The sequence below is a fragment of the Yersinia sp. 1252 StPb PI genome (assembly GCF_048593885.1).
In the GTDB taxonomy this organism is placed as follows: Bacteria; Pseudomonadota; Gammaproteobacteria; order Enterobacterales; family Enterobacteriaceae; genus Yersinia; species Yersinia enterocolitica_E.
On the sequence record NZ_JAZGQE010000550.1, the window covers coordinates 1 to 315 of the forward strand.

A 315-nucleotide genomic window follows, 5' to 3' on the forward strand; every position below is an offset into this window, starting at 1 on the left:
ACCAAGATAATAGTGGGAAGCAAGCTGCTTGGAATAAGGCGGTAGAGAATGCGAGTGGTGAGTATTTTATCGGGTTGGATTCCGATGATGCTCTTATTAGTGGTTCAATAAGTAAACTACTTTCAATAACAAAAGTACTGGATGATAAAGACGTTATTGGTATAAGAGCTTTATCTGTTAGCTCAGAAACAATGAAACCTAATAATTATTACTTATCCAATGAAGATAAGAAAAGCTCATGGTTAGATGAGTTTCGCTCAGGTATCCGTGGTGAGAGAATTGATTTGTTTAAAACAGAGTACTTACAAAAATATT

At 34.9% G+C, this 315-nt stretch carries 1 protein-coding gene; it reads left to right on the plus strand.

Annotated features, from left to right (window positions below):
• Nucleotides 1-315 (plus strand): glycosyltransferase (locus tag V2A85_RS24705; protein WP_420072692.1); only part of this gene is annotated, 315 nt, incomplete at both ends.